Below are 27,000 nucleotides of genomic sequence, written 5' to 3'. Positions count from 1 at the left end.
AAAAGTGTCGTCATTCGATCCGGACCTGCCCTATCAGTGCGCACCGAGCGTCGCCCTGCGACCCGAGCCTTTCGGTGCACTCGCCTACGATTTCTCGACCCGCCGACTCTCCTTTCTCAAGTCTCCCGAGTTGGTAAAAACCGTGCGTGCGCTGATCTTGAACCCGGATGTCCACGGCGCACTGGACCAGGCGGGCGTGCCGGCCGGGCAACGGCGGGCCTACCTCACCGCCCTCGCCGGACTGGCCGAGGCCGGCACGATCCAGCCGCGCTGAGAGATCACCCACTCACCAGGGAGTACCCGGATGAAGCTCGTCGACCAGTTCCAGCACGGGCTGGACGCCCCCATCTGCCTCACCTGGGAGCTCACCTACGCCTGCAACCTCGCCTGCGTGCACTGCCTGTCCTCCTCCGGCCGGCGCGACCCCCGGGAGCTGAGCACCGCCGAGTGCCGGTCCGTCCTGGACGAATTGCAGCGCATGCAGGTCTTCTACGTGAACATCGGCGGTGGCGAACCGACCGTCCGGCCGGATTTCTGGGAGCTGGTCGACTACGCGACGGATCGTCAAGTCGGAGTCAAGTTCTCCACCAATGGGGTCCGGATCACGCCGGAGCGGGCCCGGCTGCTCGCGGGCAGTGACTATGTGGACGTACAGATCTCGATCGACGGCGCCACCGCCGAGGTCAACGACGCGGTCCGCGGGGCCGGCTCGTACCGGACCGCGATCACCGCGATGGACAACCTGGCCGGGGCGGGCTTCCGGGACTTCAAACTGAGCGTGGTGGTCACCCGTCAGAATTGTGACCAACTTGACGAGTTCGCTGAAATCGCCGACCGCTACGGCGCCCAGCTGCGGCTCACCCGGCTCCGCCCGGCCGGTCGCGGCGCCGAGGTCTGGAACGAGCTGCACCCCACCGCCGAACAGCAGCGCTCCCTCTACCACTGGCTGGTGGCCAACGGCGAGCGGGTGCTGACCGGGGACTCGTTCTTCCACCTCAACGCACTGGGCTCGACCCCGCTGCCCGGCCTCAACCTGTGCGGGGCCGGCCGGGTGGTCTGCCTGATCGACCCGGTCGGCGACGTCTACGCCTGCCCGTTCGCGATCCACGACAACTTCCTGGCCGGCAACGTGCGCTCCCCCGGCGGATTCGCCGAAGTCTGGCGCAATGCACCGCTGTTCGCCCAGCTGCGCGAGCCGCAGAGCGCCGGGGCCTGCGGGTCCTGCTCCGCCTTCGACTCCTGCCGGGGCGGCTGCATGGCCGCGAAGTTCTTCACCGGCCTGCCGATGGACGCGCCGGATCCGGAGTGCGTCAAGGGCCACGGCGAGACCGCGCTGGCGGCGCTCGGGCCCGGCAGCGTCCCCCGGCCCAGCGGCGACCACTCGCGGCGGGGCCGGGGCCCGGTGCCGGTGCAGATCGGCTGGGCCCCGCCGGCCGCCGGTCTGCCCGACCGGGCCTGCGACACCAGCCCGTTGGCCGGCCTCACCGCCGCCGGACGGTAGCCGATGCTGCTCACCGACCCGATCACGCTGGCCGGCCGGACCGCGCCCAGCCGGGTGCTGTTCGGTCCGCACGAGACCAACCTGGGCCACCGCCGGGCGCTCTCCGACCGGCACGTCGCCTACTACCGGCGCCGGGCGGCCGGCGGCGCCGGACTGATCGTCACCGAGACCGCGAGCGTCACCGCCGAGGACTGGCCGTACGAGCGGGCCCCGCTGGCCGCCGACTGCCCGGACGGCTGGCGGGCGGTGGCCGCGGCCTGCCGCCCGTACGGCACGCTGGTGCTGGCCGGTCTCGGGCACGCGGGCGGGCAGGGGTCCTCGGCGTACTCGCAACGCGTGCTGCGGGCCCCCTCCCGGGTGGCCGACGTGGTCAGCCGGGAGCTGCCGGCCGAGCTGGAGGCCGCCGAACTCGGCCCGCTGGTAGCGGACTTCGCGGCGGCCGCCGGGCTGGCCGCGGCGGCCGGGCTGGACGGGGTGGAGATCGACGCCGGACAGCACAGCCTGCTGCGGCAGTTCCTCTCCGGCCTGACCAACCTGCGAACCGACGGGCACGGCACCGACCGGGCCCGGCTGCTGCGCGAGGTGCTGGCCGCGACCAGGGCCGCGATCGGCGCCGGCCGGGTGCTCGGACTGCGGCTGAGCTGCGACGAACTCGCCCCCTGGGCCGGGATCACCCCCGAGCAGGGGGCGGACCTGGCGGCCGGTCTCGCCCCGCTGGTGGACTACCTGGTGGTGGTCCGGGGCTCCGCGATGAACCTCGCAGCCACCCGGCCGGACGGGCACACCCCGCCCGGCTTCAACCTCGACCTCTGCCGCACCGTCAGGACCGCGGTGGCGGGCGCCGTCCCGGTCGTCCTGCAGGGCTCGGTGGTCGAGGTCGGCCAGGCCCAGTGGGCCCTCGACGACGGAGCCGCCGACCTGGTCGAGATGACCAGGGCACAGATCGCCGAACCCGAACTGGTCGCCCTGCTGCGGGCCGGCCACCCCGAGCGGATCAGGCCCTGCGTGCTGTGCAACCAGCGCTGCCGGGTCCGGGACAACCGCAACCCGATCGTCAGCTGCATCGGCGAACCGGCGGCCGGCCACGAGACCGGGGACCAGCCGGTGACGGGCCGCGACGCCCGGCCGCTCGACGTGCTGGTGGTCGGTGGCGGCCCGGCCGGCCTGGAGGCCGCCCGGGTGCTCGCGCTGCGCGGCCACACCGTGGAACTCACCGAACAGGACACCGAGCCGGGCGGCTCACTGCGGGCGGCCGGCGCGCTGCCGGGCCGGGAGCGGCTCGGCCTGCTGGCCGACTGGCTGGTCGCGGAGACCGACCGGCTCGGCGTCACCGCCACCACCGGCACCCGGCTGACCGGAGCGCAGCTCGACGCCGCCCGGGCGGCCGGCCGGGAGGTCCTGCTGGCCACCGGCTCGGTGCCGGGACCGCACGGGTTCGACCGGCTCGGCGGCACCGTGGTCCGCCCGGCCGAGCTGGCCGCCGACCCGACCGCCCAGTCCCTGCCACCGGGCCCGGTGCTGGTCTTCGACCCGGTCGGCGACGCCGTCGGGGTCGCGGTCGCCGAGCTGCTCGCGGCGGCCGGCCGGCCCACCTCGATCGTGACGCAGGATCAGGTGGTCGGCACCCAGCTGGCCCTGACCGGCGACCTGGCCGCCGCCAACACCCGGCTCCAGCAGGCCGGGGTGACCCTGTACAAGCGCCGCACGGTGCTCGAACTGCACGACGGGTACGCCCTGCTGGAGGACGTGGTGACCGGCCGCAAGGAGCGGGCCGAGTGCGCGGTGCTGGTCGACTGCGGCCACCGGCTGCCGGAGCGCTCGCTGTCCGCCGACCGCCCCGACCTGCCGGTGGCCGGCGACTGCGTCGCGCCGCGCACGGTGTACCAGGCCGTGCTGGAGGGCCGCCGGGCCGCGCTCCGGCTGGCCGGCCCCGAAGGGAGCCACCGATGACCGGCTACCGCCACCTGTTCTCCCCGCTGCGGGTCGGCCCGCTGACCCTGGCCAACCGGGTGGTCTTCTCGGCCCACCTGACCAACTACGCGGAGGACGGCCTGCCGAGCGGGCAGCACGCCGCGTACTACGCCGCCCGGGCGGCCGGCGGCGCCGGGATGATCATCACCGAGGAGCACTCCACCCACCCGACCGACTGGCCGTACGAGAAGCTGATCCACGGCTTCCACCAGGAGGCGGTGGCCGGGTACCGGCGGATCACCGAGGCGGTGCACGCGCACGGCGTGCCGATCCTGGCCCAGCTCAACCACAACGGCGGACAGGCGTCCTCGATGTACTCCCGGCTGCCGGTCTGGGCGCCGAGCGCCGTCCCCGACCCGCTGTTCCGCGAGGTGCCGAAGGCGATCGACGCCGCCGAGATCGCCGAGGTGGTCGCCGGGTACGCCACGGTGGCCGCGAACTGCGTGGCCGGCGGCTTCGACGGGGTCGAGCTGCAGTGCTCGCACTCCTCCATCGTGCGCGGCTTCCTCTCCCCCGCCACCAACCTGCGCACCGACGGGTACGGCGGCCCGCTGGCCCACCGGGCCCGGCTGCTGCTGGAGCTGGTGGCGGCCGTCCGGACGGCGATCGGCCCGGACCGGGCGCTCGGCGTCCGGCTCTGCGGCGACGAGCTGATCAAGGGCGGCATCACCCTGGACGAGGCGGTCGAGGTGGCCCGGCTGGTGGAGGCGAGCGGCCAGGTCGACTACATCAACACCTCGATCGGGGTGGCCACTTCGACGCTGTACCTGATCGAGGCCTCGATGGCGGTGCCGGCCGGGTACGCGCTGTTCATCTCCAACGCGATCCGCCGGGCGGTCAGCCTGCCGGTGATCGGGGTGGGCCGGATCAAGGACCCGGCGCAGGCCGAACGGGCACTGGCCGAGGGCCACTGCGACCTGGTCGGGGTGGTCCGGGGCCAGATCGCCGACCCCGACTTCCTGGCCAAGGCCCGGGCCGGGCGCGCCTCCGACATCCGCAGCTGCCTGTCCTGCAACCAGGAGTGCGTGGGCCGGATGGGCCTGAACCGCTGGCTCGGCTGCATCGAGAACCCCCGGGCCGGCCGGGAGTCGGTGCCGCTGCCGATGCCCGGGCGGCGCGGCCGCCGGGTGCTGGTGGTCGGCGGCGGTCCGGCCGGTCTGCAGGCGGCCGCCAGCGCGGCCCGGCGCGGTCACCTGGTCACCCTGTTCGAACGCGAGCCGGCCACCGGCGGGCAGGTGGCCGAGGCCGCGAGCGTGCCGGTGCGGGCCGAGTTCCTGGACGTGGTGCGCAACCTGGCGGCCGAGTGCCGCCGGCTGGGAGTGGAGATCAGGACCGGCCTGGAGGCCACCGCGGAGTCACTGGCCGCCGAACTGCCGAACGCGGTCGTGCTGGCCACCGGCGCCCGGCCGCAACCACCGCACTGGGCGGGCGGCCTGACCCGGGTGGTGGACGTCCGGGACGTGCTGACCGGCCGGGCCGCCCCCGAGGGCGAGGTGCTGGTGGTCGACGAACTCGGCTTCCACCAGGCCACCTCGGTCGCCGAGCTGCTCGCCGACCGGGGCTGCCGGGTCCGGATCTCCACCCCCGGCATGGTGGTCGGCCAGGACCTGGGCGTCACCCTCGACCTGGAGACCTTCACCGTCCGGGCCAATGCCAAGGGCATCCGGCAGACCACCGACGAGGTGGTGATGTCGGCCGGGACCGCACCGGACGGCGAGCGGGTCGAGGTCGGCCTGCTCACCCACACCACCGGGGCGATGGCCACCACCGTGGTCGACTGGGTGGTCTGCGCGGTGCACCAGTCCCCGCAGGACGAGCTCTGGCACGCCCTGCGGGACGCACCGTTCGAGGTCCACCGGGTCGGCGACTGCCTGGCACCGCGCCGGGCGCACGCCGCCGTGATCGAGGGACACCGAGTGGGGAGCGCGCTGTGAACGACACCGAGCCGATCGCCGTCCTGCTGGTCCGGGGCGGCACGCTGCCGCACGGGGCCGACGAGGCGGTGGCCGAGGCGGGCGGCCTGGTCCTGCTCGCCGGGGAGGACACCAAGGCGGCGGCCGGCCTGCTGACCACCGCCACCCGGGTCTGGACGGTGGAGACCGGCACCCGGCCGCCGGGAGCGCTGGCCACCGCGCTGGCACCGCTGCTGACCGACCGTCGGATCGTCCTGCTGCCCGCCTCGCCGGACGGCCGCGACCTGGCCCCCCGGCTGGCGGTCGCCCTGGACCGGCCGCTGCTGGCCAGCGCCCTCGCGGTGCACAGCGGCGGCGCCGACCTGATCGGGGCGGACGGCCGGACCCTGATGGACGCCGCCGTGCTCGGTCCGTTCGTCGCCACCCTGGAGCCCGGCCTGCGCGGGGCCGAGGCGCTGCCCGAGGCCCCCGAGATCATCGAACTCCCGCCGCCGGACCGGTCGGTGGGCCCGGACGCCGAGCAGTCCGCGCTGCTCACCGCACCGCCGGGGCAGGAGCAGCTCGACCAGGCCGCCCGGATCGTGGCGGCGGGCGCCGGCCTGGGCACCGGCGAGCTGACCGGCCCGGCCGCGATCGCCCTGCTGGAGCAGGTCGGAACCGCGCTCGGCGCCGCCGTCGGCGCCACCCGGGTGGTCACCGACGCCGGCTGGACCGGCGAGGAGCGCCAGATCGGCACCACCGGCGTGGTGGTCTCGCCCGAGCTCTACCTCGCCTTCGGCATCTCCGGCGCCGCCCAGCACGTCGGCGGCCTCGGCCGCCCCACCCACCTGGTCAGCGTGAACACCGACCCGCACTGCCCGATGACCGCGCTGGCCGACCTCGCGGTCGTCGCCGACGCCCCGACCGTGCTCGCCGAGCTGGCCCGTCGGCTGACCCCGGAGGCCCCCCGTGACTGATGTCACCGCTCCCTCGTACGCCGGCCCCGCCTCGGCCTCGGTGCTCCGTCAGGAGCTGCCGGCGCAGCGCGACTTCGACGTGCTGGTGGTCGGCGCGGGCCCGGCCGGGTCGGCCGCCGCGCTGGCCGCCGCCCGGGCGGGCTGCTCGGTGGCGCTGCTGGAGCGCGGCCCGTTCCCCGGTTCGAAGAACGTCTACGGCGGGGTGGTCTACGGCCGGATCCTGGACGAGCTGGTGCCGCAGTGGTGGGACGAGATGCCGGTCGAGCGCTGGGTCACCCGCCGCTCGACCATGGTCATGACGGCGGATCAGGCCCTGACCGTGGACTTCCGCAGCCAGCGCTGGGGCACCGCCCCGTACAACGGCGCCACCGCGCACCGCTCCGACCTGGACGGCTGGCTGGCCGGCCACGCCGTCGCGGCCGGGGCGGTCCTGGTGCCCGCCACGGTGGCCACCGGGCTGCTGCGGACCACGGCGGGCACGGTGGTCGGGGTCCGGACCGACCGCCCCGACGGCGACCTGACCGCCCGGGTGGTGATCGCCTGTGACGGCGTCAACTCCTTCCTGGCCAAGGAGGCCGGGCTGCACCCCCGGCAGGACAACGCCCGCCACCTCACGCTCGGGGTGAAGGAGACGCTGGCGCTGCCGCGCGACGTCATCGAGCAGCGGTTCGGGCTGACCGGGCGGGACGGCCAGGACATCGAGATCCTCGGCTGCACCCGGGGCATCCCGGGCGGCGGCTTCCTCTACACCAACCTGGAGTCGGTCAGCCTCGGCGTGGTGGTCGGCCTGCCCGACCTGGCCGCCGCCGAGGTCCGCCCCGAGGAGCTGCTCGCCGACCTCAAGGCACACCCGGCGATCGCCCCGCTGGTGCGCGGCGGACGGCAGGTCGAGTACGCCGCGCACCTGATCCCCGAGGGCGGCTACGACCACCTGCCCGAGCTGGCCGGGGACGGCTTCCTGGTGGCCGGGGACGCCGCCGGGATGTGCCTGGCCGCCGGGATCTGGCTGGAGGGCGTCAACTTCGCGATCGGCGCCGGGATGTACGCCGGCCGCGCGGCCGCCGCCGCGATCGGCGCCGGGGACACCTCACAGGCCGGTCTGGCGGGCTACCGCCGGGCGCTCGAGCAGTCCTTCGTGCTGGCCGACCACCGCAAGCTCCGCAAGGTCCCCGGGCTGGTCCTCTCCGAACGGATGCAGCGCCAGTACCCCGGCCTGATCTGCGACCTCGCCCAGGGTCTGTTCGAGGTGGACAACCCCCGCCCCAAGCCGGGGTTACGCCGCCTGCTGCGCACGGCGGTCCGCCGGCACGGCGTCAGCCCGCGACGGCTGCTGGCCGACGCGATCACCGGAATGAGGGCGTTCGGTTGACCGCCTCTCCACTCCCCTGGAGGTATCCGATGACCGGTCAGCCGGCCGAGGACTACCGCGAGATCTCCTTCGACGACCGGATGGGCGGCACCGAGTTCCGGGTCTCCGAGCGGGCCCACATCACGGTCGACACCGCCGTGTGCGACTCCTGCACCGTCCGGTCCTGCCTGCACGTCTGCCCGGCCAAGCTGTTCGTGCCGACGGCGGACGGGGGCATCCTGTTCAACTTCGAGCAGTGCTTCGAGTGCGGCGCCTGCTACCAGGTCTGCGACGCCGAGGGCGCGATCTCCTGGACCTACCCGGACGGCGGCCTCGGCGTCGTGTTCCGAAAGGGCTGACCGACATGGCCGAACAGCCGCTCGTGGTAGCCGCGTTGAGCCCCGCCGATCCGCTCGGCGGGGCCGACCGGGCCGCACTGGAGCACGCCCTGCGACTCGCCGGGGCGCTCGGCGGCCGCACCCTGGCCGTCACCGTCGGCCCGGCCGACGCGGCGGAGGTGCTCCGCCAGGCGCTGGCCTGCGGGGTGCAGCGGGTGCTCCGGGTCGACCACCGGGGTCAGGCCGACAGCGACGCGAAGGCCCGTGCGCTGGTCGCCGGGCTGGCCGCGCACGGCGCGGTCCCCGCCCTGCTGGTCTGCGGGAGCCGCTCCACCGGCCGGGGCACCGGCGCCACCCCGGCCTTCCTGGCCGCCCGGCTGGGCGCCGCCCAGGCCCTCGGCCTCACCGAACTGGAGCTCCGGGACGGCGAGTTGACGGCCGTCCGACGGATCGACGGCCGGCAGCGCGAACGGCTGACGGTGCCGCTGCCCGCCGTCTGCTCGGTGGAGCCCGGCAGCGCCCGACTGCGCCGGGCCGCGCTGCCCGCCCTGCTGGCCGCCCGGACGGCGGAGATCCCGGTCGCCGCGGTGACCGTGCCGGCGCCCCGGCGGCCGGTCCTGTTCGGCCCGGCCCGGCCGTACCGGCCCCGGCCGCTGGTGCTGCCCGCCCCGGTGGGTGCCGACCCGCTGGCCCGGATCCGGGCCCTGACCGCGACCGACCGCCCCCGCACGGCCGCCCGGGTGGTCACCCCGGCCGACCCGGCGGCGGCCGCGGACGAACTGCTCGGCTACCTCCGAGAGCACGGCTACCTCGCTCACCTCACCCGGGAGGACGACCAGTGCTGAACACCGACCTGACCCCCGGAGTCGCTCTGGTCACCGGCGCGGCGCGCGGGATCGGGGCCGCCGTCGTCACCCGACTCGCCGGCCAGGGCTGGCGGGTGGTCGCCGTGGACGTCTGCGAGGACCTGCCCGGTGTCGGCTACCCGCTGGGCAGCAAGCAGCAACTGCTCGAACTGGCCGACCGCTGGCCCGAGTCGGTCGTCCCGGTGGTCGCCGACGTCCGCGACGTGACCGCGCTCCGGGCCGCCGTCGCGGAGGCCGAGCACCGGTTCGGCGGTCTGGACGCGGCGGTGGCGGCGGCGGCCGTGATCGCCGGCGGACGGCCGCTCTGGGAGACCACCGACACCGAGTGGGACGTGCTGCTCGACATCGGCGTACGCGGTGTGGCCAACCTGGCCGCCGCCGCCGTACCCGCCCTGCTCCGCCGCCCGCAGCCGCGCACCGGCCGGTTCGTCGCGCTGGCCTCGGCCGCCGGGCACCGCGGCCTCTGGCACCTGGCCGCCTACAACGCCGCCAAGCACGCGGTGGTGGGCCTGGTCCGCGGCCTGGCCACCGACCTGCGCGGCACCGGCGTCACCGCCACCGCGGTCTCCCCCGGCTCGACCCGCACCCCGATGCTGGACGCCAGCGCGGCGCTCTACGACCTCGCCGACGTCGAGGAGTTCGCGCGGCACCAGCTGACCGAGCGGCTGCTCGACCCGGCCGAGGTGGCCGCCGCCGTCTGCTGGCTCTGCCACCCCGACTCCTCCGCGATCACCGGCACGGTGGTCCACGCGGACGGCGGCTTCACCGCATGAGCGCCCCGCCGAGCACGGCGCAGCTCCACCTGACGCCCGATCAGAGCGTGCAGCTCTGGGAGGACGGCCGGACCCTGCTGGGCGGCTCGCCGTACCGGGTGCTCCGGCTCTCCACCCAGGCCGCCGACCTGATCGGCGGCTGGCTGGCCGGCGCGCCGGTCGCACCGGTCGCCGCCCACCGCCGCCTCGCCGCCCGGCTGGTCCGGGCCGGGATCGCCCACCCGGTGCACCGGTCCGCCCGGCTCACCGCCCAGGACGTCACGGTGGTGGTCCCGGTCCGGGACCAGCCGGGCGGCCTGGACGGGCTGTCGGCCGCCGTCGCGGACACCGCCAAGTTGCTGGTGGTGGACGACGGTTCGAAGCTGCCGATCCCGGGCGCAGCGGTCCGCCACGAACACTCCCGGGGCCCCGCCGCCGCCCGCAACTCCGGCTGGTGGAAGGCCGGTACGGAGCTGGTGGCCTTCCTGGACGCGGACGTCACCCCCGAACCTGGCTGGCTCGAACCGCTGCTCCGGCACTTCGAGGACCCGGCCGTGGTCGCGGTGGCCCCCCGGGTGCGCAGCACCCGGGGCAGCTCGCTGCTGGCCCGGTACGAACAGGTCCGCTCCCCGCTCGACCTCGGGCCGGCCGGTGGCGTGGTCCGCCCGGGCAGCCGGGTCAGCTACCTGCCGTCCGCCGCCCTGGTGCTGCGCACCTCCGCGCTGCGCGAGCTCGGCGGCTTCGACGAGCGGATGCGGTTCGGCGAGGACGTCGACCTGATCTGGCGGCTGGCGGCCGGCACCGGCCTGGTGCGGTACGAACCCGGCGCCGTGGTCCGGCACGAGCCGCGCCCCGACTGGCGGGCCTGGGCCGAGCAGCGCTTCGGGTACGGGACTTCGGCTGCGCCGCTGGCCCTGCGGCACGGCCGGGCGGTCGCCCCGGTGAAGGTCTCGTTCTGGAGCGCGGCGGCCTGGGCCGCCCTCGCCCTCGGCCGCCCGGCGGCCGGGGTGGCGATCGCCGCCGGCACCGCCGCGCTGCTGCCGCGCAAGCTCGCCCCGTTCGGCGTCCCGGCCCGCGAGTCGCTCCAGCTGGCCGCCCGCGGCCACCTCGGCGCCGGGCGGCTGCTCGCCGACGCCGTCACCCGCTCCTGGTGGCCGGTGGCCGTCCCCTTGCTGGCCTCGACCCGCGCGGGCCGCCCGCTGCTCGCCGCCGCCTTCGCCCGGCACGCGGTGGACTGGTACCGCGACCGCCCCCCGGTGGACCCGATCCGCTGGACGGCGGTCCGGATCGCCGACGACCTGGCCTACGGCGCCGGGGTCTGGTGGGGCGCGCTGCAGCACCGTACGGTCGCCCCGCTGCTGCCCGACCTGGCCGACTGGCCGGGGCGCGACGGGGTCCAGCGGCCCACCGACTGACGCATCGCCCCTTCGGGTGGGGCAGGCCGTGCAACTGCGGACGTCGACCAGGTCGGCGGCGGCGTCGAAGAGTGACGGGGGAGAGCCTCTTCGTCCGGGTGTGTAACGTCCGACCGGGGTTGCGGCGTGGGTGCTGTGACAACCGAGATCGGAAGGATCATCTGGTGGGGGAAGCACCCGCGGACTATGTGGAGTTCGCACACGCCCACAGCGGGCAGCTGTTCCGCACAGCCTGCCTGCTGACCGGCGACTGGCACCTGGCGGAGGACCTGGTCCAGGAGACGCTGGCGAAGATGTACCGGTCCTGGCGGCGGATCGACCGCTCGGAGCCACCCGTGGCGTACGCGCACACGGTGCTGACCCGGACCTTCATCTCGCAGCGGCGGCTGCGCCGCTCCGGGGAGACGCCCACCGGGACGCTGCCCGATTCGGTCGGTCACGCGGAGGACCCGGCGCTGCGGATGGCGCTGCTGGAGGCGATGGCCCAGCTGTCGGCGAAGGACCGCACCGTGCTGGTGCTGCGCTACTGGGAGGACCGCTCGGTCGAGGAGACCGCCCAGCTGACCGGGATGAGCGTCGGCTCGGTGCGGGTGCGCAGCCTCCGGGCCAGAGAGCGGCTGCGGCAGGTCCTCGGCCACGACTTCGCCGAACTGAGCCGAGCGTGACCACGTCGCGCCGCCGCCTGCCGCACCCCGACCGAACGGAGAGCACCGTGCCCCACGACCCGCAGTCCGACCACGAGCTGCACGACGCGCTCGGCCTCGCCGTGCGCGGATTCTCCCCGCACAGCCCCGACCTGGTCCAGCGCGCCGCCGGCCGGGGCAGGCACCTGCGCCGGATCCGGCAGGCCCAACTGACGATCGCCGCAGTGCTGCTGACCGGAACGGCCGGCCTGGGGCTGAGCCAGCTCGGCCCGCAGGCCGGACCGGTCCCGCTCCCGCCGGCCGCGACGAGCACCTCGCCCGGCCCGGTGCCGAGCAGCACCCCGTCCGTGCCGCCGACCGACTCGGCGCGGCTGCTGGAGCTGCTGCGGGGGAAGCTTCCGTCCGGCCTGAAGCTCAGTGCGCCGTACCGGGTGGACCCGGGCGGGCAGTGGCCCTCGGGTGAGCCTTCCCGGGTCCTGGCCGCCGGCTTCGCCGTCACCAAGGGCACCGACCGGGGCGGCGTCGGCATCACCTTCTCCCGCACCCCGCTGCTCTCCACCACCAACTGCGCGAAGCCCACCTGCACCGCGACCCGGCAGCCGGACGGCACGAAGCTGACGGTTCGGCAGCTGGCGGACCCCCCAGGGCACCAGAACTGGAGCGCGGTGCTGGAGTGGCCGGACGGGTCGGAGGTGATGGTGGCGGCGAACAACGATCCGGGCAAGGACGAGGGGGGCGGCACGCGGTCCGGCACCAACGCCCCGCTGCTGAGCCAGCCCGAGCTGTCCGCGATCGCCCTCGATCCGGCCTGGCGGCAGGTGGTGGCGGGCCTGCCCGCCCAGTGAGGCGAGAGCTTCTCCTGAGTGAGAATCCGTCCGGCGGTCCGGCTGATCGAAGGGAGAACCACGAGGGCACTCTGGTCACCGCCCGATGCGCCGCACCGCCGGCGTGCCCTCCGCGCGCGGCCGAGGAGGTCCGGCCGGCAGACGCTCGGGGGCTTGGTGGCATGCGTGCCGGGCTGTCGTCGGTCCCAGCTCCTGGTTCCGCCGGCCAGAGCTGAGTTCCATCCGCCCGGACCGCCGTCAGGGCGTGGCGGTCCAGTGGTCGTACGCCGCCAGCAGGGTGGCCGTCCAGGTGTCCAGCAGGCGGTGCCCCTCGGCAGCGGTGGCCCCGGTGGGGTCGCCCAGGACGCCGTTCGGGGTGACCGCGGCCAGGCCGCCGGTGCGGAGGGCGGGGAGCAGCTCGGCCAGACCGGTGGTGTTCCCGGGCTCGGCCAGGTCGGTGCGGACCGCCTCGGGGCGCAGGGCCAGCAGGGCGGAGGTCTCGGTGCGTCCGGCGTGGCTGTCGTCAGGCGGTCCGGACGGGCACCAGGCGAGCGCCCGGCGGCCCTCCACCCGCAGCCGGGCCACCGCGCGGTGCAGCGGGGCGGCGTTGCCGCCGTGCCCGCAGACCAGCACCACCCCGGCGAAGTCGTCGGCGGAGCGGACCAGTTCGACCACCAGCAGCTCCAGTGCCCGCTGTCCGATCGACAGCGTGCCGGGGAAGCCGGCGTGCTCGCCGCTCGACCCGTACGGCAGCGCGGGCGCCAGCACCACCGACTCCCGGGCCACCGCCAGGCGTTCGCACAGCGCGTCGGCCACCTCGGTGTCCACGGTGAACGGCAGGTGCGGGCCGTGCTGTTCGGTCGCGCCGAGCGGCACGGCCAGCACCGAGTACGGTGCCAGCCGTGCCGCCTGTGGCCACGTCAGCCCGGCCAGCCGGCGCGGGCCGGAGCGGGACGGGGCCGGTTCGGGGGTCAACGGTCAGCCGGAGATGCCGAGTTCGGCGTCGAGGATGTCGAACAGCTCGTCCGTGCTGGCATCCACCAGGTCCTCGTCGATGCCCTGCTCCTCGGTCTCGAAGAGCAGCTCCCGCAGGTAGGCCGCGAGCGCGCCGGCCGACGGGTAGTCGAAGACCAGCATCGGCGTCAGGTTCCGGCCCGCCACGGTGACCATCCGGTTCCGCAGTTCGAGCGCGCTGAGCGAGTCGAACCCGATGTCCAGGAAGCCCCGGTCGGGGTCGATCGCGTCCGGGCCCGGGTGGCCGAGGATCTCGGCGGCGTGGGTCCTGACCACCTGGAGGACGGCCCGGTCCAGCTCGGCGCCGGTGACGCCCGCCAGCTGCTCCGGCAGGGTCTGGCCGGCGCCCTGGTGCGACCCGGCGCGGGACGGCCGACGGGTCGGTGCCTTGACCAAGCCGCGAAGCAGCGCCGGGAGTTCGTCGGCCCGGGCACGCAGGGCGACCGGGTCCACGTGCACCGGCACCACCACGGCCGTGTCGCCGACCCGCAGTGCGGAGTCGAGCATCGCCAGGCCCTCGGTGGCTGAGAAGGCGGGCAGGCCCTGCCGGCGCATCCGGAGCAGGTCGGCCTCGGCGAGGTACTGGCTCATGCCGGTGTCCACCGCCCAGGCGCCCCAGGCCAGCGAGGTGGCCCGCAGGCCCGCCAGCCGCCGGTGCTCGGCCAGCCCGTCCAGGAAGACGTTCGCGGCGGCGTACCCGGCCTGTCCCTGGGCCAGCACCAGACCGCCGGCCGAGGAGAACAGCACGAACAGCGCCAGGTCCAGTTCGGCGGTCAGCTCGTGCAGGTACCAGGCGGCGTCGGCCTTGGGCGCGAGGCTGGAGTCCACCAGCTCGGGCGTCCAGGTGCCGATCACACCGTTGTGCACCACACCGGCCACGTGCACCACGCCGGTCAGCGGGTGAGCGGCCGGAATGCCCGCCAGCAGGCCCTCCAGCGCGGCCCGTTCGGCCACGTCGGCGGCGGTCACGGTCACCTCCGCGCCCAACGCCCGGAGCTCGGCGACCAGTTCGACCGCGCCGGGTGCGGCCGGGCCGCGCCGGCTGGTCAGCAGCAGGTGCCGGACGCCGTACTCGGTCACCAGGTGCCGGGCCACCAGCGCGCCCAGGCCACCGGTGCCGCCGGTGATCAGCACGGTGCCCGCCGGGTCCAGCTCGGGGGCGGTGGCCTCGGCCGGGACCGGCAGTGCGGTCAGCCGGGGCACCAGCACCTCGCCGGCCCGGATGGCCAGCTCGGGCTCACCGGTGGCCAGCGCACCGGCCAGGGCGATCCGGGACTCGGCCCGGTCGTCGATGTCCACCAGGACGAAGCGGCCCGGGTGTTCGGCCTGCGCGGCGCGGACCAGACCCCAGACCGGGGTCTGGGTGAGGTCGCCGGGCTCGCCGACCACCGTGACGCCGCCGTGAGTGGCGACGGCCAGCAGCGAGTCGGCGTACCGCTCGTCGGCCAGCCACTCCTGGACCACCGCGAGCACCTGGTTGGCCGCCACCCTGGTCCCGGCCGGCAGGTCGACGGTGGCCGCGCTGATCTCCAGCAGGACGGTCTCCGGCACCACCGGGCTGTCCGGGTCCAAGCTTGCCCAGTCCACCGGGTCGGGAGCGCCGAGAGCGGTCAACGGGAGCGGTTTCCAGACCAGTTGGAACAGCGAACCGGCCTGCGCCGGGCCGCCGGAGCCGAGCTGCTCGGGGGTGACCGGACGGAAGGTGAGCGACTCGACCGTCGCCACCGGGGCACCGTCGGTGTCCGCCAGCTCGATGCTGATCGTGGTGTCGGTGGGCCGCACCAGGCGGACCCGCACGGCGGTGGCGCCCACCGCGTGCAGGGTGACACCCGCCCAGGAGAACGGCAGCAGGGTCTGGTCCTCGCCGCCCTCACCGAGGCTGAGCGCGTGCATGGACGCGTCCAGCAGAGCGGGGTGGATGCCGAAGGCGGCGGCCTCGGCGTGCGACCCGGCGGGCAGCGCGACGGTGGCGAACACCTCGTCACCGCGCTTCCAGGCCGCCTGGACGCCCTGGAACACCGGCCCGTACGCGTACCCCTGGCCCAGCAGCACCGAGTAGAGATCCTGGACGTCCACGGCGGTGGCCCCGGCGGGCGGCCACTCGGTGAAGTCGAAGGCCGGAGCCGGGGCACCGGTGCCGAGCACACCCTCGGCGTGCAGGGTCCACGGACCCTGGGCGTCGGTCTCGGCCCGCGAGTAGATCCGCAGCGAGCGACGCTCGGTCACGTCCGGCGCACCGACCGAGACCTGGACGGCGAGGCCGCCGCGCTCCGGCAGGATCAGCGGTGCCTGGATGGTGAGCTCCTCCAGCAGGTCGGCCCCGGCCTGCTCGGCCGCCCGGGTCGCCAGTTCGACGAAGCCGGTGCCCGGCAGCAGGATGCTGCCCAGCACGTCGTGGTCGGCGATCCAGCCCTGACCGTCGAGCGACAGGCGCCCGGTGAGCACCAGGCCCTCGGTGTCGGGCAGCGCCAGCGCCGCCCCGAGCAGCGGGTGCTCGACCCGCTGCTGGCCCACCGACGCGACGTCACCGTCGGCGCTGCCCCCGGCCAGCGCGTCCACCCAGTAGCGGCTGCGCTGGAAGGCGTAGGTCGGCAGCTCCACCCGGCGGGCGCCCGAGTCGGCGAAGAACGCCGACCAGCTGACGGCCACTCCGGCGGAGTGCAGCCGGCCGAGCGCGGTGACCAGGGTGGTGCTCTCCGAGCGGTCCTTGCGGGCCGCCGCGACGAACACCGCGTCCTCGGACTCGACGCTCTGCTGGGCCAGCCCGGTCAGGATGCCGTCGGGGCCGATCTCCAGGAACCGGGAGGCGCCCCGGGCGGCCAACTCCCGGACGTTGTCCGCGAACCGGACCGCGTCCCGGACGTGACTCACCCAGTACTCAGGGTCCGCGAACGAACCCGACGCCACCACCGGTATCACCGGCTCGGCGAAGCTCAACTCACGGACCACCGAACGGAACTCGTCCAGCATCGGGTCCATCAGCGGGGAGTGGAACGCGTGCGAGACACTCAGCCGCTTGGTCCGCTCGAAGCGGGCCGCGATCTCCAGGACGGTGGCCTCGTCACCCGACACCACCACCGAACGCGGGCCGTTCACCGCCGCGATGCTCACCTGATCGGTCAGCAGCGGCAGCACATCCTCCTCGGTGGCCTCGATCGCCACCATCGCACCACCCGAAGGCAGTTCCTGCATCAGCCGCCCACGGGCCGACACCAGCTTGGCCGCGTCCGCCAGGGACAGCACCCCGGCCACATGCGCGGCCGCGATCTCACCCACGGAGTGACCTGACAGGAAGTCGGGACGCACACCCCACGACTCCACCAGCCGGAACAACGCCACCTCGAACGCGAACAGCGCCCGCTGTGTGTTCACCGTACGGTTCAACTCGTCGACATCGTCGCCCCAGACGACATCCCGCAGCGACCCGCCCAGCTCCGCCAGCACCTCGTCGAAGGCCGAAGCGAACACCGGGAACGCACCGTGCAGTTCACGCCCCATCCCCAACCGCTGCGACCCCTGACCCGTGAACAGGAACGCCACCTGCGCACCGGCCCGGGCCTGCCCCGGCACCTCGGCGCCCTCGGCGACGGCCCGCAGGCCCGCGATCAGCTCGGCCCGGTCCGCGCCGACCACCACGGCCCGCCGCTCCAGGGCGGAGCGGGTGACGGCCAGCGACCAGCCCACGTCCGCGATCCCGAGCTCGGGGTCGGCCTCGACGTGGTCGGCCAGCTTGGCCGCCTGGCCGCGCAGCGCGTCCACCGTCCGGCCGGAGAACACCCAGGGCACGTCGGGGAGTCGGACACCGTCGGCGGCCGGGGCCACCTCGGCCGGGGCCTGCTCGATGATGACGTGCGCGTTGGTGCCGCTGAGCCCGAAGGAGGAGACGCCGGCCCGGCGCACCCGCCCGTTCTCCGGCCACTCCCGGGCCTCGGTCAGCAGCTCGACGCCACCCGCCTCCCAGTCCACCTTGGAGGTGCGGTCCGCCGAGTGCAGCGACTTGGGCAGGACGCCGTGCCGGATCGCCTCGACCATCTTGATGATGCCGCCGACCCCGGCCGCCGCCTGGGTGTGACCCAGGTTCGACTTCAGCGAGCCCAGCCAGAGCGGCTGGTCCGCCGAGCGGCCCTTGCCGTACGTGGCGAGCAGCGCCTGCGCCTCGATCGGGTCACCCAGTGTGGTGCCCGTGCCGTGCGCCTCGACGGTGTCCACGTCAGCGGGCGTCAACTGGGCGTTGGCCAGCGCGGCCCGGATGACCCGCTGCTGGGAGGGGCCGTTGGGCGTGGTCAGGCCGCTGGAGGCGCCGTCCTGGTTCGTGGCCGAGCCACGCACCACGGCCAGGATCCGGTGCCCGTTGCGCTGGGCGTCGGAGAGCCGCTCCAGCAGCAGCATGCCGGTGCCCTCCGAGCAGCCGGTGCCGTCCGCGTGCTCGGAGAAGGACTTGCACCGCCCGTCCTTGGCCAGCCCGCGCTGGGTGCTGAAGTAGACGAACATGTCCGGGTTGGTCATCACGGTGACGCCACCGGCCAGTGCCAGCGACACCTCCCCGGCCCGCAGCGCCTGGACCGCCATGTGCAGCGCGACCAGCGAGGAGGAGCAGGCGGTGTCGACCGTGACGGCAGGGCCCTCCAGCCCCAGGGTGTAGGCGACCCGACCGGTCACCAGGCTGCCGTCGCTGCTGCCGAAGCCGTAGTCGTGGTACATCACCCCGGCGTAGACGCCGGTCCGGCTGCCCTTCAGCGAGAGCGGGTCGACGCCCGCGTGCTCGATCGCCTCCCAGGAGGTCTCCAGCAGCAGGCGCTGCTGGGGGTCGATGGTGAGCGCCTCGTTCGGCGCGATGCCGAAGAAGCCGGGGTCGAACTCGGCTGCGTCGTGCAGGAACCCGCCCTCGTGGGCGACGCTCTTGCCGACCTTGCCGGGCTCCGGGTCGTACACCCCGTCGAGGTCCCAGCCACGGTCGGCCGGGAAGTCCGACACGGCGTCGACCCCCTCGGCCACCAGCCGCCAGAGGTCCGCCGGGGTCTGCACCCCACCGGGGTAGCGGCAGGCCATCCCGACGATGGCGATCGGTTCGACGGCCGCCGCGGTGAGGCTGCCGTTCAGCTGACGCAGGCGCTCGTTGTCCAGCATGGACTTACGGAGTGCCTCGACTATCTGGTCCACGGACGCGTCCACGGTGTGGGGATACCTTTCGCTCTGCGGGTCTCAGTTGGAGTTGGCGGCGAGCGCGGCCCGCACCAGGTCGTCGATGGCCATGGTGGTGATGTCGGCCGCCGGTGCGGCCGCTCCCGACGCCGCTCCCGACGCCGGGGCCGGGGCGTCCGCCGGGGCCGAGGCCGGGGCGGTCAGCTTCAGCAGTGCGTCGAGCAGGCCCGCCTCCCGGAGCGCGGCCAACGGCAGCGCCCCCAGGGCCCGGCGGAACTCGCCCTCGTCCAGCTCCGACTGTGGCTGCTCCGCCGGCTCGCTGTCCGCGATGCCGGGCAGCAGCTCGGTGAGCAGGAACTCCGCCAGCGCGCCGGGGTTCGGGTAGTCGAACATCAGCGTGGCCGGGAGCCGCAGGCCGGTCGCGGTCTGCAGGCGGTTGCGGAGCTCGATCGCGGCCAGCGAGTCGAGACCCAGCTCGGTGAAGCCCCGGGTGACGTCGATCGCCGCCGGGTCGTCGTGGCGGACCGCCGCGACGTGGTTGCGCACCAGGTCGAGCAGGAACCGGTCCCGCTCGGTCCGGCCCAGACCGGCGAGCCGCTGCTCCAGCGAGAGCTGACCGGCCGGCTCGGCCTCCACCGCGGCCACCTTGGCCTTGGTGGTGCGGGCCGGGCGCCGGCTCTGACTGCGCACCAGCTCGCGGAAGAGCGGCGAGATCTCGTCCGCCACCGCCGCCAGCGCGGGCACGTCCAGCCGGATCGGGACCAGCACCGCGTCCTCGCTGCGGCCGAGCGCCTCGTCGAACAGCGCGAGACCTTCTTCGCCGGTCATCGCGGGCATCCCGAGCCGGTTCATCCGGTGCAGGTCGGCCTCGGTGACGCCGCCGCCCAGGCCGGTCCTCTGGGTCCACAGACCGAAGGCCAGCGAGGTGCCGGGCAGGCCCAGCTCCCGGCGGTGGACGGCGAGGGCGTCGACGAAGCGGTTGGCCGCGCCGTAGTTCGCCTGCCCGGTGCCGACCAGCAGCCCGGCGCAGGAGGAGAACAGCACGAACGCCGTGAGGTCGAGCTCCTTGGTCAACTCGTGCAGGTGCCAACCGGCTTCGAGCTTCGGCCGCAGGACGTTGTCCAGCTGCGCCGGAGTCAGCGAGCCGACCAGGGCGTTGTCCATCACCCCGGCCGCGTGCACCACGCCGCGCAGCGGGTGGGCGGTCGGAACGCCCGTCAGCAGGCCCTCCAGCGCCGTCCGGTCGGCGGCGTCGGCCGCCGCGACGGTGACCTGCGCCCCCGCCTCGGTCAGCTCGGCCGCCAGGGCCGCCGCCTCGGGTGAGGCGAGCCCGCGCCGGCTGGTCAGCAGCAGGTGCCTGACGCCGTGCTCGGCGACCAGGTGACGGGCCACCAGGGCGCCGAGACCGCTGGTGCCGCCGGTGATCAGCACCGTGCCCTCCGGGTCCCACGGGGAGACCGGCGGGACGCCGCTCTCCGCGACCCCGGCGAGCCGGGGCACCCGGACGTCCACGCCGCGCACCGCCAACTCCGGCTCGCCCAGGGCGGCGAGCTGGACCGGCACGTTCCCGCTGTCCAGGTCCACCAGCAGGATCCGGCCCGGGTTCTCCTGCTGGGCGGATCGGACCAGGCCCCAGACCGCGGCCTGGCCGAGGTTGATCCGCTCGTCCTCCTCGACCGCGACCGCGCCCCGGGTGAGCACCATGAGGCGGGTATCGGCGAACCGGTCGTCGGCCAGCCACTGCTGAAGGGTGCTCAGCACCCCGTCCAGCGCCGCCCGGGCGTCCGTCGGTACGTCCCCGGTGCCCAAGGGCACCGGCAGCAGGATCAGTTCGGGCGTCGTCGCACCGGCCCCGGCCGCGCTGCCGAGGGCCGTCAGGCTCTCGAACACCGGCAGGTCGAGGTCCAGCCCGGCGGCGTCACCGACGATCACCCGGCCCGCTGCGGTGGCGTTGCCCGCCGCTCCGAGCGGCAGGTGGCTCCAGCCGATCCGGAACAGCGAGTCGTGCTGCTTGAGCCCGGTGGAGGCGGCCGCACCGGCGGCGATCCGGTCCGGGGTGATGGCCCGGACCACCAGCTGCTCGACGGTGGCGACCGGCAGGCCGGTGGAGTCGGCGAGTTCGAGCCGGACCGCGTCGGGGCCGGTCGAGTTGAGCTTCACCCGCATCCGGGCGGCGCCGCCGGCGTGCAGTGAGACACCGGTCCAGGCGAACGGCAGGTGCGAGGAGCCGATGTCCTGCGGGCGGTAGCCGCCAAGGAAGTCGGTCGCGCTCAACGCCGCGTCCAGCAGCGCCGGGTGGACCCGGAAGCCGGCCGCCTCCTCCCGGACGTCGTCCGGCAGGGCGACCTCGGCGAAGACGTCCTCGCCCCGGCGCCAGACCGCCTTCAGGCCCCGGAAGCGCGGGCCGTAGTAGTAGCCCTGGCTGGTCAGGTAGTCGTAGACGTCGCTGATGTCGACCTCTTCGGCGCCGGCCGGCGGCCAGGAGCCGTAGGTGACGTCGAAGGCTGCGGGCACCGTCGCGGTCGCCTCGGACGGGGCCAGGAAGCCGGACACGTGCCGGGTCCAGTCCACGTAGTCCGGCGCGTTCTCGAACCGGGAGTAGACCTCCAGGGTGCGCCGGTTCGAGGCGTCGGCCGCGCCGACCACCACCTGGACGGCGGTGCCGCCGGTCGCGGTGAGCGGCATGATCGCCTCGATGGTCAGCTCCTCGACCAGGTCGCAGCCGACCTCCTCGCCGGCCCGCAGCGCCAGCTCGACGTAGCCGGTGCCGGGGAGCAGCAGGGTGCCGAGCACGTTGTGGTCGGCCAGCCACGGGTGGGTGTCCATCGCCAGCCGACCGGTCAGCACCACGCCGCCGTCCACCGGTGAGACCACCACCGCACTGAGCATCGGGTGCTCGGCGGGCGTCTGGCCGATGCCGGCCACGTCGCCGCCGGGCAGCGCCGGGACGTCCAGCCAGTAGTGCCGCTTCTCGAAGGCGTAGCTCGGCAGGTCGACCCGCCGGGCGCCGTGCCCGGCGAAGAACGCGGCCCAGTCCGGGCCGTTGCCCGCCACCTGGAGCTCGGCCATCGCCGTGAGCAGCGCCTCGGGGGCGGTGCGGTCCTTGCGGGCGGTGGCGGCCAGCACGTGGCCGTCACCGGTGAGCGTCCCGCCGGCCAGCGCCGTCAGCACGCCGTCCGGGCCGAGCTCGACGTACCGGGTGACACCCTCGCGCTCCAGGTAGCCGACCCCGTCGGCGAACCGGACCGCCTCACGGACGTGCCGGACCCAGTAGTCGGCCGAGCCGAGCTGCACCGAACTCGCTTCGGTGCCGGTCAGGTTGGAGACCACCCGCAGGCTCGGGATCCGGTACGAGACGCTCTCGGCGACCTGCCGGAACTCGTCCAGCATCGGCTCCATCAGCGGCGAGTGGAAGGCGTGCGAGACCCGCAGCCGGTTGGTCTTGCGACCCTCGAAGCGGCCGATCACCGCCTCGACCTCAGCCTCGTCACCGGAGACCACCACCGAGCGCGGGGCGTTCACCGCCGCGATGCTGACCCGGTCGGTGAGCAGCGGGAGGATCTCCTCCTCGGTGGCCTGGATCGCCACCATCGCGCCGCCCGCAGGCAGTTGCTGCATCAACCGACCCCGGGCGGCGACCAGTCGGGCCGCGTCCGGCAGCGCGAAGACTCCCGCCACGTGGGCCGCCGCCAGCTCGCCGACCGAGTGGCCGACCAGGATGTCGGGCAGCAGACCCCAGGACTCGACCAGGCGGAACAGTGCGACCTCGTAGGCGAACAGCGCGGTCTGGGTGTACACCGTCCGGTTCAGCAGTTCGGCGTCCTCGCCCCAGACCACCTCGCGCAGCGGGCGGTCCAGGTGGCCGTCCAGCTCGGCCAGTGCCGCGTCGAAGGCCGACGCGAACACCGGGAAGGCGGCGTGCAGTTCACGTCCCATGCCGAGGCTCTGGGCGCCCTGGCCGGAGAACAGGAAGGCGGTCAGCCCGCCCGGAGCGGCGATGCCGGTGACGGCGGTGGGGTGTCCGCTCTGCTCGGCCAGCGCGGTGAGCGCCACCAGCGCCGAGTCGCGGTCCCCGGCCAGCACCACGGCCCGGTGGTCCAGGTCGGCCCGGCCGGTGGCCAGCGAGAAGCCGACGTCCAGCAGGCTCAGCTCCTGGTCCCCGATGATCCGGTCCAGCAGCTTGGCCGCCTGGGCGGGCAGGCTCTTCGCGCTCTTCGCGGAGAACAGCAGCGGCACCAGCGGGAGCCCGGTGCCGGCCGGCACCTCGGCCACCGGAGCGGGCACCGGGGCCTGCTCGATGATCAGGTGCGCGTTGGTGCCGCTCAGGCCGAAGGAGGAGACACCGGCCCGGCGCGGCCCGGTGACCTGCGGCCACTCCCTGGCCTCGGTCAGCAGGCGCACGTCGCCGGCCGTCCAGTCCACCTGCGGCGAGGGCTCGTCCACGTGCAGGGTCCGCGGCATCAGGCCGTTGCGGACCGCCATCGCCATCTTGATCACACCGCTGACCCCGGCCGCCGCCTGGGCGTGGCCGATGTTGGACTTGATCGAGCCGAGCCAGAGCGGCCGGTCCTCGGGCCGGTCCTGGCCGTACGTCGCCAGCAGCGCCTGGGCCTCGATCGGGTCACCGAGACGGGTGCCGGTGCCGTGACCCTCGACCAGGTCGATGTCGGCGGCGGAGAGGCCGGAGGCGTCCAGCGCCTTCTGGATCACCCGCTGCTGCGAGGGACCGTTCGGCGCGGTCAGGCCGTTCGAGGCGCCGTCCTGGTTGATCGCGCTGCCCCGGATCACGGCGAGCACCGGGTGACCGTTGCGCTCCGCGTCGGAGAGCCGCTCGACCAGCAGCAGGCCGATGCCCTCGGACCAGCCGGTGCCGTCGGCGGCACCGGAGAACGCCTTGCAGCGACCGTCGGCGGACAGCCCGCGCTGCTGGCTGAAGTCGACGAACAGCTCCGGCGTCGGCATCACGGTGACACCACCCGCGATCGCCATGGTGATCTCGCCGGCCCGCAGCGCCTGGACCGCCATGTGCAGCGCGACCAGCGAGGACGAGCAGGCGGTGTCCACCGTGACGGCCGGCCCCTCCAGGCCCAGCGTGTACGCGACCCGGCCGGAGGCGATGCTCGCCGCACTGCCGTTGCCGATGTAGCCGGTCAGCTCCTCCGGCACGTACGGGAGGCGGGTGCCGTAGTCGTGGTACATCACACCGGCGTACACGCCGGTCTGGCTGCCGCGCATCGACTGCGGGTCGATGCCCGCCAACTCGAAGGCCTCCCAGGCGCCCTGGAGCAGCAGGCGCTGCTGCGGGTCCATCGCGAGGGCCTCGCGCGGCATGATGCCGAAGAACTCCGGGTCGAACTCGTTGGAGTCGTGCAGGAAGCCACCGGTGCGGGCGTAGGTCTTGCCCGCCAGGCCCGGCTCCGGGTCGTAGATGGACTCGATGTCCCAGCCGCGGTCGGTCGGGAACTCCGAGACCGCGTCCACCCCGTCGACCACCAGTCGCCAGAGGTCCTCGGCGGAGCGGACCCCGCCGGGGAAGCGGCAGCTGATCGAGACGATCGCGATCGGCTCGTCCGCGACGGTCGCGGCGGCCGGGCGGACCACCGGGGCCTTGGGCGCGCTGCCGCCGGACAGCTTGGTCTTCAGGAAGTCGGCCACCGCGCGGGAGGTCGGGAAGTCGAAGACCAGGGTGGCGGGCAGGCGCAGGCCGGTGGCCCCGCCCAGCGAGTTCCGCAGTTCGACGGCGGCCAGCGAGTCGAAGCCGAGGTCCTTGAAGGCCCGGTCGGCGCCGACCGCGTCGAGCTCGGCGTGGCCGAGCACCGAGGCGACCTGGGTGCGGACCAACTCCAGCAGGTGCCGGTCGCGTTGGGCCTCGTTCAGGCCGGCCAGCCGCTCGGCCAGCGCGTTGCCGTCGACGGCCTTGCCGCCGGCCTGGGCCCGCTGCCGGGCCGGGCCGCCGGTGAGGCCGCGCAGCAGGGCCGGGATGCCCTCGCCCCGGGCCAGCACACCGGTCCGGTCGATCCGGAGCGCGGCCAGCTGCGGGTGGTCGGTGCCGACCGCCGTGTCGAAGGCCGCCAGGCCCTCGACGGCGGTGAGGGCGGGCAGGCCCAGCCGGCTCATCCGGTCCAGGTCGGCGTCGGTGACGTCGCCGAGGCCGGTGTTGACCGCCCACATGCCGAAGGCGAGCGCGGTGGCGGGCAGGCCCGCCGCCCGGCGGTGGGTGGCCAGCGCGTCCAGGAAGACGTTGGCGGCGGCGTAGTTGGCCTGTCCGGCGGCCAGCACCTGGCCACCGGCGGAGGAGAACAGCACGAAGGCGGTCAGGTCCTGACCTGCGGTCAGCTCGTGCAGGTGCCAGGCGGCGTCGGCCTTCGGTCGGAGCACGTGGTCGAACTGATCGACCGTCAGCGACCCGACGAGTGCGTTGTCCATCACCCCGGCGGCGTGCACCACACCCGTCAGCGGGTGCTCGGCGGGCACCGTGGCCAGCACGGCGGCCAGCGCCGCCCGGTCCGCGACGTCGGCGGCGGCGATCGTTACCTCGGCGCCCAACTCGACCAGTTCGGCGGTCAGTTCAGCCGCGCCGGGTGCGGCCGCGCCGCGTCGGCTGGTCAGCAGCAGGTGGCGGACCCCGTGCTCGGCCACCAGGTGACGGGCCACCAGGGCACCGAGACCGGTGGTCCCACCGGTGATCAGCACCGTGCCGGTGGAGTCCCAGGCCGGCGTCGGCTCGGCGGCGACCGCCAGCCGGGCCAGTCGGGGCACCAGGAGCTGTCCGGCCCGCAGGGCGGCCTCCGGCTCCCCGGCGGCCACGGCGGCGGCCAGGGCCCGGTCGGACTCGGCGGAGCCGTCCAGGTCGAGCAGGGCGAACCGGCCCGGGTTCTCCTCGATGGCCGACCTGACCAGACCCCAGACCGGGGCCTGTGCCAGCGCGATCGTCTCGGACTCCCCCGCCACCACGGCGTGTTCGGTCACCAGGACCAGTCGCGAGCCGTCGAACCGCTCGTCGGCCAGCCAGCTCTGGACCGCGCCGAGTGCATCGGCGACGGCCGCCCGGACTCCGGCCGGGACGTCGGCGTCGGTGCTCGACGTGACCCGGTGCAGCACGACCGCCGGGACCTCGGCCTCGGTGCCCAGCAGCTCGGCCAGGGTCGGCAGGGTGTCGGGTGCGGCGGCGGGCGGCGCGCTGCGCTGCCAGTCGACGCGGTGCAGGATCTCGTTCAACCTGCCCTGGCTCGCCGCCAGTTGCTCGGACGAGACCGGGCGGGAGACCAGCGACTCGACGGTGGCGACCAGCTGTCCTGCGGTGTCGGCGACACCGATCGCCGAGACCTCGGCGCCCCGGACCCGGCGGATGTGCACCCGGAGCGCGGAGGCGCCGGCGGCGTGCAGGGAGACGCCGTTCCAGGAGAACGGGAGCAGCGTCTCACCCTCGTCCCCGGCCGTCCCGTCCAGCAGCAGGTCCACGTGCATCGCGGTGTCCAGCAGTGCCGGGTGCAGCCCGAAGCGGGCCGCCTCGGCGTGCGACTGGGCGGGCAGGGCGACCTCGGCGAACACGTCGTCACCCCGGCGCCAGGCGGCCTTCAAGCCCTGGAACACCGGACCGTAGCCGTAGCCCCGGTCGGTCAGCCGCTGGTAGGCGTTCGCCACGTCGATCACGTCGGTGCCCGGCGGCGGCCAGGCCGTCAGCTCGAACTCGGGCGCGGTCGGCTCGGGCGCCAGCACACCGTTGGCGTGCCGGGTCCACTCCTGGTCGGCACCGCCCTCGGGGCGGGAGTAGACCGAGACCGACCGGGCGCCGGCGCCGTCGGCGGCACCGACCACGACCTGCAGGGCAACCGCCCCGCCGGGCGCCAGGATCAGCGGTGCCTCCAGGGTGAGTTCCTCCACCCGGCCGCAGTCCACCTGGTCACCGGCCCGGACCGCCAGCTCGACGAATCCGGTACCCGGCAGCAGCAGGTTGCCCAGCACACCGTGGTCGCCGATCCAGGCCTGGGTGTCGAGCGACAGCCTGCCGGTCAGCACCACACCGCCGGAGTCCGGCGAGACCACCGCCGCACTCAGCATCGGGTGGTCGACGGCCTCCAGACCGGCCGAACCGAGGTCGCCGAATCCCACCCCGACCAGGTCGATCCAGTACCGCTGACGCTGGAAGGCGTAGGTCGGCAGGTCGGTACGGGCCTGCACCCCGGGCAGCAGCGCGGTCCAGTCGACGGTCACGCCCCGGGCGTGGGCGCGGGAGAGGCCGGTGAGCAGCTCGCGCTCCTCACCGCGCTCGCGGCGCAGGGTGGAGACGAAGAGGGCGTCGGAGTCCTCACCGAG

At 74.7% G+C, this 27,000-nt stretch carries 15 protein-coding genes; 12 read left to right on the top strand and 3 right to left on the bottom strand.

The window, feature by feature from the left end:
- The first annotated feature begins 4 nt into the window (after positions 1-4).
- The 12 genes from mftB (at position 5) to ACIRPK_RS32515 (ending at position 12,549) form a co-directional block, all read left to right on the top strand.
- Entirely contained in the window at positions 5-274 is a 270-nt protein-coding gene (gene mftB, locus ACIRPK_RS32570; protein ID WP_403045364.1) for a mycofactocin biosynthesis chaperone MftB, read from the top strand.
- Between the two features lie 30 nt (positions 275-304).
- Positions 305-1,501: a mycofactocin radical SAM maturase gene (mftC, locus tag ACIRPK_RS32565; RefSeq protein WP_403045361.1), complete on the top strand. Its 1,197-nt coding sequence runs from the start codon at positions 305-307 to the stop codon at positions 1,499-1,501.
- A 3-nt stretch (positions 1,502-1,504) separates the two neighbouring features.
- Positions 1,505-3,451: a mycofactocin system FadH/OYE family oxidoreductase 1 gene (locus tag ACIRPK_RS32560; RefSeq protein ID WP_403045358.1), complete on the top strand. Its 1,947-nt coding sequence runs from the start codon at positions 1,505-1,507 to the stop codon at positions 3,449-3,451.
- The gene (locus tag ACIRPK_RS32555; protein ID WP_403045356.1) at positions 3,448-5,406 is read left to right on the top strand and encodes a mycofactocin system FadH/OYE family oxidoreductase 2; all 1,959 of its coding nucleotides are present in this window, start codon (positions 3,448-3,450) and stop codon (positions 5,404-5,406) included. Before ACIRPK_RS32560 ends, ACIRPK_RS32555 begins: the two co-directional genes overlap by 4 nt.
- The gene (locus tag ACIRPK_RS32550) at positions 5,403-6,341 is read left to right on the top strand and encodes a mycofactocin-associated electron transfer flavoprotein alpha subunit (RefSeq protein ID WP_403045353.1); all 939 of its coding nucleotides are present in this window, start codon (positions 5,403-5,405) and stop codon (positions 6,339-6,341) included. Before ACIRPK_RS32555 ends, ACIRPK_RS32550 begins: the two co-directional genes overlap by 4 nt.
- The gene (locus ACIRPK_RS32545) at positions 6,334-7,710 is read left to right on the top strand and encodes an FAD-dependent oxidoreductase (protein WP_403045350.1); all 1,377 of its coding nucleotides are present in this window, start codon (positions 6,334-6,336) and stop codon (positions 7,708-7,710) included. The genes ACIRPK_RS32550 and ACIRPK_RS32545 overlap by 8 nt, the downstream gene beginning before the upstream one ends.
- Before the next feature lie 29 nt (positions 7,711-7,739).
- The gene (locus ACIRPK_RS32540; RefSeq protein ID WP_403045348.1) at positions 7,740-8,048 is read left to right on the top strand and encodes a ferredoxin family protein; all 309 of its coding nucleotides are present in this window, start codon (positions 7,740-7,742) and stop codon (positions 8,046-8,048) included.
- A 5-nt stretch (positions 8,049-8,053) separates the two neighbouring features.
- The gene (locus tag ACIRPK_RS32535; protein WP_403045346.1) at positions 8,054-8,872 is read left to right on the top strand and encodes a mycofactocin-associated electron transfer flavoprotein beta subunit; all 819 of its coding nucleotides are present in this window, start codon (positions 8,054-8,056) and stop codon (positions 8,870-8,872) included.
- Entirely contained in the window at positions 8,866-9,666 is an 801-nt protein-coding gene (locus ACIRPK_RS32530; protein ID WP_403045343.1) for a mycofactocin-coupled SDR family oxidoreductase, read from the top strand. Before ACIRPK_RS32535 ends, ACIRPK_RS32530 begins: the two co-directional genes overlap by 7 nt.
- Complete coding sequence (gene mftF / locus ACIRPK_RS32525; protein ID WP_403045341.1) at positions 9,663-11,060, top strand: mycofactocin biosynthesis glycosyltransferase MftF; 1,398 nt, start codon at positions 9,663-9,665, stop codon at positions 11,058-11,060. The genes ACIRPK_RS32530 and mftF overlap by 4 nt, the downstream gene beginning before the upstream one ends.
- A gap of 164 nt (positions 11,061-11,224) precedes the next feature.
- Complete coding sequence (locus ACIRPK_RS32520) at positions 11,225-11,725, top strand: SigE family RNA polymerase sigma factor (RefSeq protein ID WP_403045338.1); 501 nt, start codon at positions 11,225-11,227, stop codon at positions 11,723-11,725.
- Between the two features lie 47 nt (positions 11,726-11,772).
- Positions 11,773-12,549 (top strand): hypothetical protein, encoded by a 777-nt coding sequence (locus ACIRPK_RS32515; RefSeq protein ID WP_403045335.1) that lies wholly within the window; start codon positions 11,773-11,775, stop codon positions 12,547-12,549.
- A 237-nt stretch (positions 12,550-12,786) separates the two neighbouring features.
- On the opposite strand, the gene mftE is transcribed toward ACIRPK_RS32515, so the two are convergent.
- The 3 genes from mftE to ACIRPK_RS32500 are packed head-to-tail and all read right to left on the bottom strand — an operon-like array spanning position 12,787 to position 26,898.
- A complete protein-coding gene (gene mftE, locus ACIRPK_RS32510) occupies positions 12,787-13,503 on the bottom strand; it encodes a mycofactocin biosynthesis peptidyl-dipeptidase MftE (protein WP_403045333.1) in 717 nt (238 codons plus the stop codon).
- 3 nt (positions 13,504-13,506) lie between these two features.
- Positions 13,507-18,714 carry an SDR family NAD(P)-dependent oxidoreductase gene (locus ACIRPK_RS32505; protein WP_403045330.1) on the bottom strand — a complete coding sequence of 1,736 codons (5,208 nt, stop codon included), beginning with the start codon at positions 18,712-18,714 and terminating at the stop codon, positions 13,507-13,509.
- A 30-nt stretch (positions 18,715-18,744) separates the two neighbouring features.
- The gene (locus ACIRPK_RS32500; RefSeq protein WP_403045328.1) at positions 18,745-26,898 is read right to left on the bottom strand and encodes a type I polyketide synthase; all 8,154 of its coding nucleotides are present in this window, start codon (positions 26,896-26,898) and stop codon (positions 18,745-18,747) included.
- Between the last annotated feature and the right edge of the window lie 102 nt (positions 26,899-27,000).

This window comes from Kitasatospora sp. NPDC101801 (assembly GCF_044766665.1).
GTDB lineage: Bacteria > Actinomycetota > Actinomycetes > Streptomycetales > Streptomycetaceae > Kitasatospora.
The sequence above is the reverse complement of the archived record's forward strand: the minus strand, read 5'-3'. Positions and strand labels throughout refer to the sequence as shown.